5 protein-coding genes and 1 pseudogene are annotated in these 5,293 nt (G+C 64.1%); all 6 read right to left on the minus strand.

Annotated features, from left to right (window positions below):
- The coding region (locus AHiyo1_RS10565) for a Gfo/Idh/MocA family protein (protein ID WP_059388538.1) at window positions 1-928 on the minus strand (928 nt) is incomplete at its 3' end.
- Window positions 925-1,674: a sugar phosphate isomerase/epimerase family protein gene (locus tag AHiyo1_RS10570; RefSeq protein ID WP_059388539.1), complete on the minus strand. Its 750-nt coding sequence runs from the start codon at window positions 1,672-1,674 to the stop codon at window positions 925-927. The genes AHiyo1_RS10565 and AHiyo1_RS10570, both read right to left, overlap by 4 nt.
- Before the next feature lie 40 nt (window positions 1,675-1,714).
- Window positions 1,715-2,608, minus strand: a complete 894-nt coding sequence (locus AHiyo1_RS10575) for a carbohydrate ABC transporter permease (RefSeq protein WP_059388540.1) — start codon at window positions 2,606-2,608, stop codon at window positions 1,715-1,717.
- Window positions 2,608-3,570 carry a carbohydrate ABC transporter permease gene (locus AHiyo1_RS10580; RefSeq protein ID WP_059388541.1) on the minus strand — a complete coding sequence of 321 codons (963 nt, stop codon included), beginning with the start codon at window positions 3,568-3,570 and terminating at the stop codon, window positions 2,608-2,610. The genes AHiyo1_RS10575 and AHiyo1_RS10580 overlap by 1 nt, the downstream gene beginning before the upstream one ends.
- Window positions 3,571-3,580: 10 nt before the next feature.
- Complete coding sequence (locus tag AHiyo1_RS10585) at window positions 3,581-4,900, minus strand: ABC transporter substrate-binding protein (protein ID WP_059388542.1); 1,320 nt, start codon at window positions 4,898-4,900, stop codon at window positions 3,581-3,583.
- 134 nt (window positions 4,901-5,034) lie between these two features.
- A pseudogene (locus AHiyo1_RS10590) lies at window positions 5,035-5,293 on the minus strand (hypothetical protein); the annotation flags it as partial.

The following is a 5,293-nucleotide window of genomic DNA, read 5'->3' on the forward strand; positions in this document are numbered from 1 at the left end:
CGTTGGCCGGTCCCGTCGCGGGAATGATTTCCGCTTCCTCGGCCCCCGCGCGCCAGAGCTTGAGGTCGCCGTCGAAGTAGTTCGGATCCGGCAGCTCGAGGGTGCCCTCGGTGCCGGTGATCTCCACGAAGCCCATCCGCAGGCGGGGGGATTCGAAGCTGAAGACACTATGCGAGGACGCGCCCCCTTCGAACTGGAGCATCGCGGAGACGTGGGTGGGGACCTCGACGGGGAATTCCTCGCCGGCCTTGGGTCCGGAACCGACCACGCGGACGTCCTTGGCTTTGGATCCGACGGCGGCCACGCGACGGACCGAGCCGAACGCCTGGACCAGGGCGGTGACATAGTAGGGGCCCATGTCGAAGAGCGGGCCTGCGCCGTGGGCGAAGAGGAAGGACGGGTTCGGGTGCCAGGATTCGGGGCCGGGGGTCTGGAACATGGTCAGGGCGGTCAGCGGGGTGCCGATGTCGCCGCGTTCGATGATCCTTCGGGCCGTCTGCAGTCCGGCGCCCAGGAAGGTGTCCGGTGCGCAGCCCAGACGGATCCCCGCGGCGTCGGCCGTCTTCAACAAAGCCAGCCCGGATTCGCGGTCCAGGGAGAACGGCTTCTCGGTCCAGACGTGCTTGCCGGCGTTCACGGCGGCCGTGGCCACCTCGACGTGCGCTGCCGGGATGGTCAGGTTCACGATGATCTCGACGTCGGGATGGTTGAGCGCCAGCTCCGGCGAACCGAACTCGGGGATGCCGTACTCCTTGGCCCGTGCCTCCGCGGCTTCCTCGAACAGGTCCGCGATGACGTGGACCTTCAGGTCCGGGAAGACCGTCAGGTTGTCCAGGTACGCCTTGCTGATGTTGCCCGCGCCGATGACGGCGACACCCACGGGTCCCCGGCGGGCGGACGGGGTGGACTGGTGCGTTGCGGCGCTCATGCGTTCACGTCCTGTGCTGCGTTGTTCTGGAGGAAGGCGAGGCTCTGCGCGATGCCTTCGAAGATGTCTCCGGCGTAGTCGTCGAACTCCACGACGCCCACTTCCAGGGACTTGGCGGCAGCAACGACGTCGAGCACCGCGATGGTGCCCTGGCCGGCAGGCTGCTGGGCCTTGGTGTCGGTGGTGCCGGGGCCGTCCTTGATGTGGATGAATTTCACGCGGTCACCGAGGCGGGCGAGCAGTTCCACCGGGTTCTGGCCACCGACGGATGCCCAGTAGGTGTCGACTTCCAGGACCAGTTCCGGGTCGAGGAGGCCTTCGAAGTACTCCAGGGCTGTCTGGCCCTCGATGATGGACTCCAGTTCCCAGGCGTGGTTGTGGTAGCCGACGCGGATGCCGTATTCGGCGCCCTTCTTGGCTGCGGCGTTGAGCTTGGCAGCGGTGGCCTGGATGTCTTCGGCGTTCTGCCAGTGTTCGGCAGGCAGATAAGGATCGATGACCGTACTAATGCCCAGTTCCTTGGCGGCGGCGAAGATCTCGTCCTGGTCCTGGCTCAGCAGCGGCGCGTGGCCGGACGGGGCCGTGAGGCCGTTCTCCTTCAACGCTGCGCCGAGCTCCTTCGCCGTGGCCACGAAATTGTAAGGTTCAACCTGCGTGTAACCGATCTCGGCAACCTTCTTGATGGTGCCCGGCAGGTCTTCCTGGATGGCATTGCGCAGGGTGTACAGCTGGATGGAGTAAGACATGGTTTTCCTTTGCGTTGTCAGTTGCGTGAAAAGGGTTCGGCTATCGGCCGGCGAGGGATCCGCCGATGCCGCCGACGCTGAAGTACTTGTTCAGCGTGGCGAAAACGATGATGGGCGGGAGCATCATGACGACGGCGAGGGCCATGACGCCGGACCAGTCGGTCATGTTCTGCTGGAAGAAGGACTGCACGCCCACCGGCAGGGTAAAGATCTCGTTGGAGCGCAGGAACACGATCGCGACGAGATAGTCGTTCCAGGCCAGGAGGAAGGCGAAGATCGCGGTGGACAGGATGCCGGGCAGGGAATTGCGCAGCACCACCTTCGTGAACGATCCGAACACGGAGCAGCCGTCGATCCACGAGGCCTCCTCGAGGCTGACCGGGATGGAATCGAAGTATGCCGCCATCATCCACGTGGCCACGGTCATTGTCGAGCCGACGTAGATGATGATCAGGCCGAGCAGGTTGTCCACGAGTCCCATGCCTGCGAAGAGGATGAACAGCGGCACCACCGAGGTGATGATCGGCAGCGACTGCATAACGAACAGCAGCAGGGAGTATCCGGAGACGGCTTTCGAGCGGCCGCGGGAGAGGACGTAGCCGGCAGGTGCGGCCACGGCGACGGCGACGATCACCGTGGAAAGCGTGGTGACGAGGCTGTTGGTCAACCAGGTGCTGGCGAGGGTCTTGGAGAAGACACCGGTGATGTTTTCCAGCGTCAGGCCGGTAGCGGTGCTGTTCGGACCCGGGGTGAGGGCCAGGATGACGGTGACCATGATCGGGACGAGGACGATCGCAGTAATGGCAAGGATCAGGACGAACCGCCACCAGCGTCCGCGCATGCCTGCTTCGGAGAGGACGCGGCGCGATTTTTCGGGTCCCGCGACACCGAGTGCGGGTCCGGATTCGGGGTGGGCGTGGAGTACTGCGCTCATTATTCGACGCTCGACTTTCGGATCTGGCGGTACAGGAAGACCGACACGACGACGAGGGTGAGGGTCATAAGGAAGGCGATCGCGACGCCGGGACCGGTCTGGAAGTCCTGGAAGACGCTGCGGTAGGCCAGGACCACGAGGGAGGTCGTGGCGTCGACGGGGCCGCCGCCGGTGAGCAGGTAGATGGTGGGGAAGTCGTTGACGCAGAAGATCGTCATCAGGATCCAGCTGATGTACGTGGAGCGGGCGATCATCGGCAGGGTGATCTGGGTGAACTGCTGCCACTTGCTGGCGCCGTCCATGCTGGCGGCTTCGTAGACGGTGGTGTCCACGGAGGCCAGGGCGGCGGAGATCATCATCATCATGAAGGGGAAGCTGACCCAGACCTTGAAGACCATGACCATGACGGCGGCGAGGTGCGGGTCGGCGAGGAACAGCGGTGTGCCGAGTCCGAGGTTGCGGAAGATGGAGGGGATGAGGCTGTCCGGGGTGGCGACGAGCCAGTTCCAAGCGGTGGAGGACACGACGATCGGCACCACCCAGGGCAGGAGGAGCAGGACCTTGAAGGTGCCGCCCGCCGGGATCTTGGTGCGCAGGAGCAGTGCCAGGCCCAGGCCCACCAGCCAGGAGCCGAAGACGCCCACGATCGTGAACCACAGCGTGAACTGTGCGGCCTTCCAGAAGGCGGGCGAAGACAGGACGGTGGCGAAGTTGTCGACGCCGACGAAGTTGCCGGTGTCGATGAGGGAGCCGTCGTGGGTTGCCTGCACGCCGGCGTAGATCAGCGGGTAGCCGTTGATCAGGATGAGCAGGACGATCGAGGGCAACAGGAGCCAGAAGAACGTCCGCTTGGTCTGCCCCGACAGTTTGCTCTTGCGGTTTACGGACCCGCCGCCAGACCCGCCGGGAGCGAGTCCCCGACGGGCCCGGGCGAGGCCGGACTGTGTTGTGGTGGTTGACATGGCGACGGCTTTACTTCTTGATGACGGATTCGAGGCCGGTCTTGAAGGCCGTGAGTGCAGTCTTGGCGTCGGTCTTTCCGGTCAGGATGGTCTGGGTGAACTGGTTGAGTGCCTGGCCGCCGTCCAGGACAGCGAGGTTGGCGTTGAGAGAGGTGCCTTGCGCGGCGAAGGTCTTCGCGATGGGCTGGTATTCCTTGACGATCTTGACGTTGTTGGGATCGCCGGAAAACTCGGGAAGTTCAGTGATGGACTTGAAGACCGGCAGTCCGTTCATCAGCTTCTGGCGCCACAGCTCCTTGACCTGGCCCAGGTAGTAGGTCAGGAAGGCCTCGGAAGACTCCTGGGAGGGGGTGTTCTTGTACATCATGATGTTGTTCGGGAACACCAACGCTGCTTTGTCGCCGTGCGGACCGGCCATCGGGCTTGCCACCAGGAGGTCTCCGGAGGTGTCGCCCACGCGCTGCGGCAGGCCCAGCACATACATGCCGAAGGCAGCCTTCTTGCTCTTCCACTGCGCATCGAGGTTGTCCGTGGTGTAGCTGACCGCCGCGGGGTCGACGACGCCGTTGGAGACCAGCTCGAGCAGGAATTCAATGGCTTCGACGTTGCGGTCGTTCATGACGTCCAGCTGGCCGTCCTTGGTGAAGACGCCACCGCCGTTGTTGATCATCATCATGATCATCAAGTGGTTGCCGATGTTGTTGCCCGCGCCGGAACCCGTAGCGAAGCCGACCGCACCGATGGACTTGAGCTTCTTGCCTGCCTCGAGCAGGCTGGGCCAGTCGGTCGGAACCGCCACGCCGGCCTGGTCGAAGAGGGACTTGCGGTACCACAGCGGGCGCATGTCCAGCTGCCACGGAACGGCGACGTAGCCCTTGTCCGTCTTGAAGGGCTCCAGCACGCCCGGCAGGAAGTCGTCGAACTGACCGTTCTTCTTGAGCGCCTCGATGACCTTGTCTGCGTAGGCGATCTGGCCCTGCTGCTCGAACTGGAAGGCCTGGAAACCGCCACCGGTGGATACCGCAGGCCCGGTCTTGGACGCGATGGCCGAGGAGAAGGTCTGATAGAAGTTGTTCCACTGGATGATCTGGTAGCTGGCCTTGCCGTTGCTGCCTGTGGGTACGTAGCTCTCTGCAATCTTCTTGGCGGCGTCATTGTAGGCCGGGGTGCCCCATGGCATGTCCCAGAACTTGATCGCGCCACCGGCGCTGGAGCTTGAGCTGGAGCCGCCTCCGCAGGCTGCGAGCAGGGGGACAGCCGCTGCTGCCGCCGTGAGGCCGAGGAAACCCCTGCGGGAGAAATTGCGGCTGGCTTCGGACTGAACATTCATGATGATTCCTTTCGGGACCGCTGCGTGGTCTTCGCGTTTGGTGCGGTCCGGCTCGTCGTCGAGAAGGCTAATGATTGCTTGGTGCTCTGTTGCGCTCGATGGTGCTGGTTGCGTGTTTAAGGAGAGGTACAGGTTCAGGAGAGGTGCGCGATGGATTCCGTCAGCCGCGCAAAGCCAGCCAGATCGGAGGGGAGAGTACCGGCGTCGAGGTGTTCCTTGAGCCGGCGCCAGGTGGTGCGGTGGGCGGATTCGTAAAGCGTTGGCAGGAGGATTTCCCCCTGTTGCCCGGTAGCGCGGACTTCTGCCGGCCAGGCGGCAAGCGGTTCCGGGACCGCAATGCTGACACCGCCGGCGTCGGTGTACAGGCGGAAGTCGACGCCGGCGGCCCGGGAG

Source organism: Arthrobacter sp. Hiyo1 (genome assembly GCF_001263615.2).
Taxonomy (GTDB): domain Bacteria; phylum Actinomycetota; class Actinomycetes; order Actinomycetales; family Micrococcaceae; genus Arthrobacter.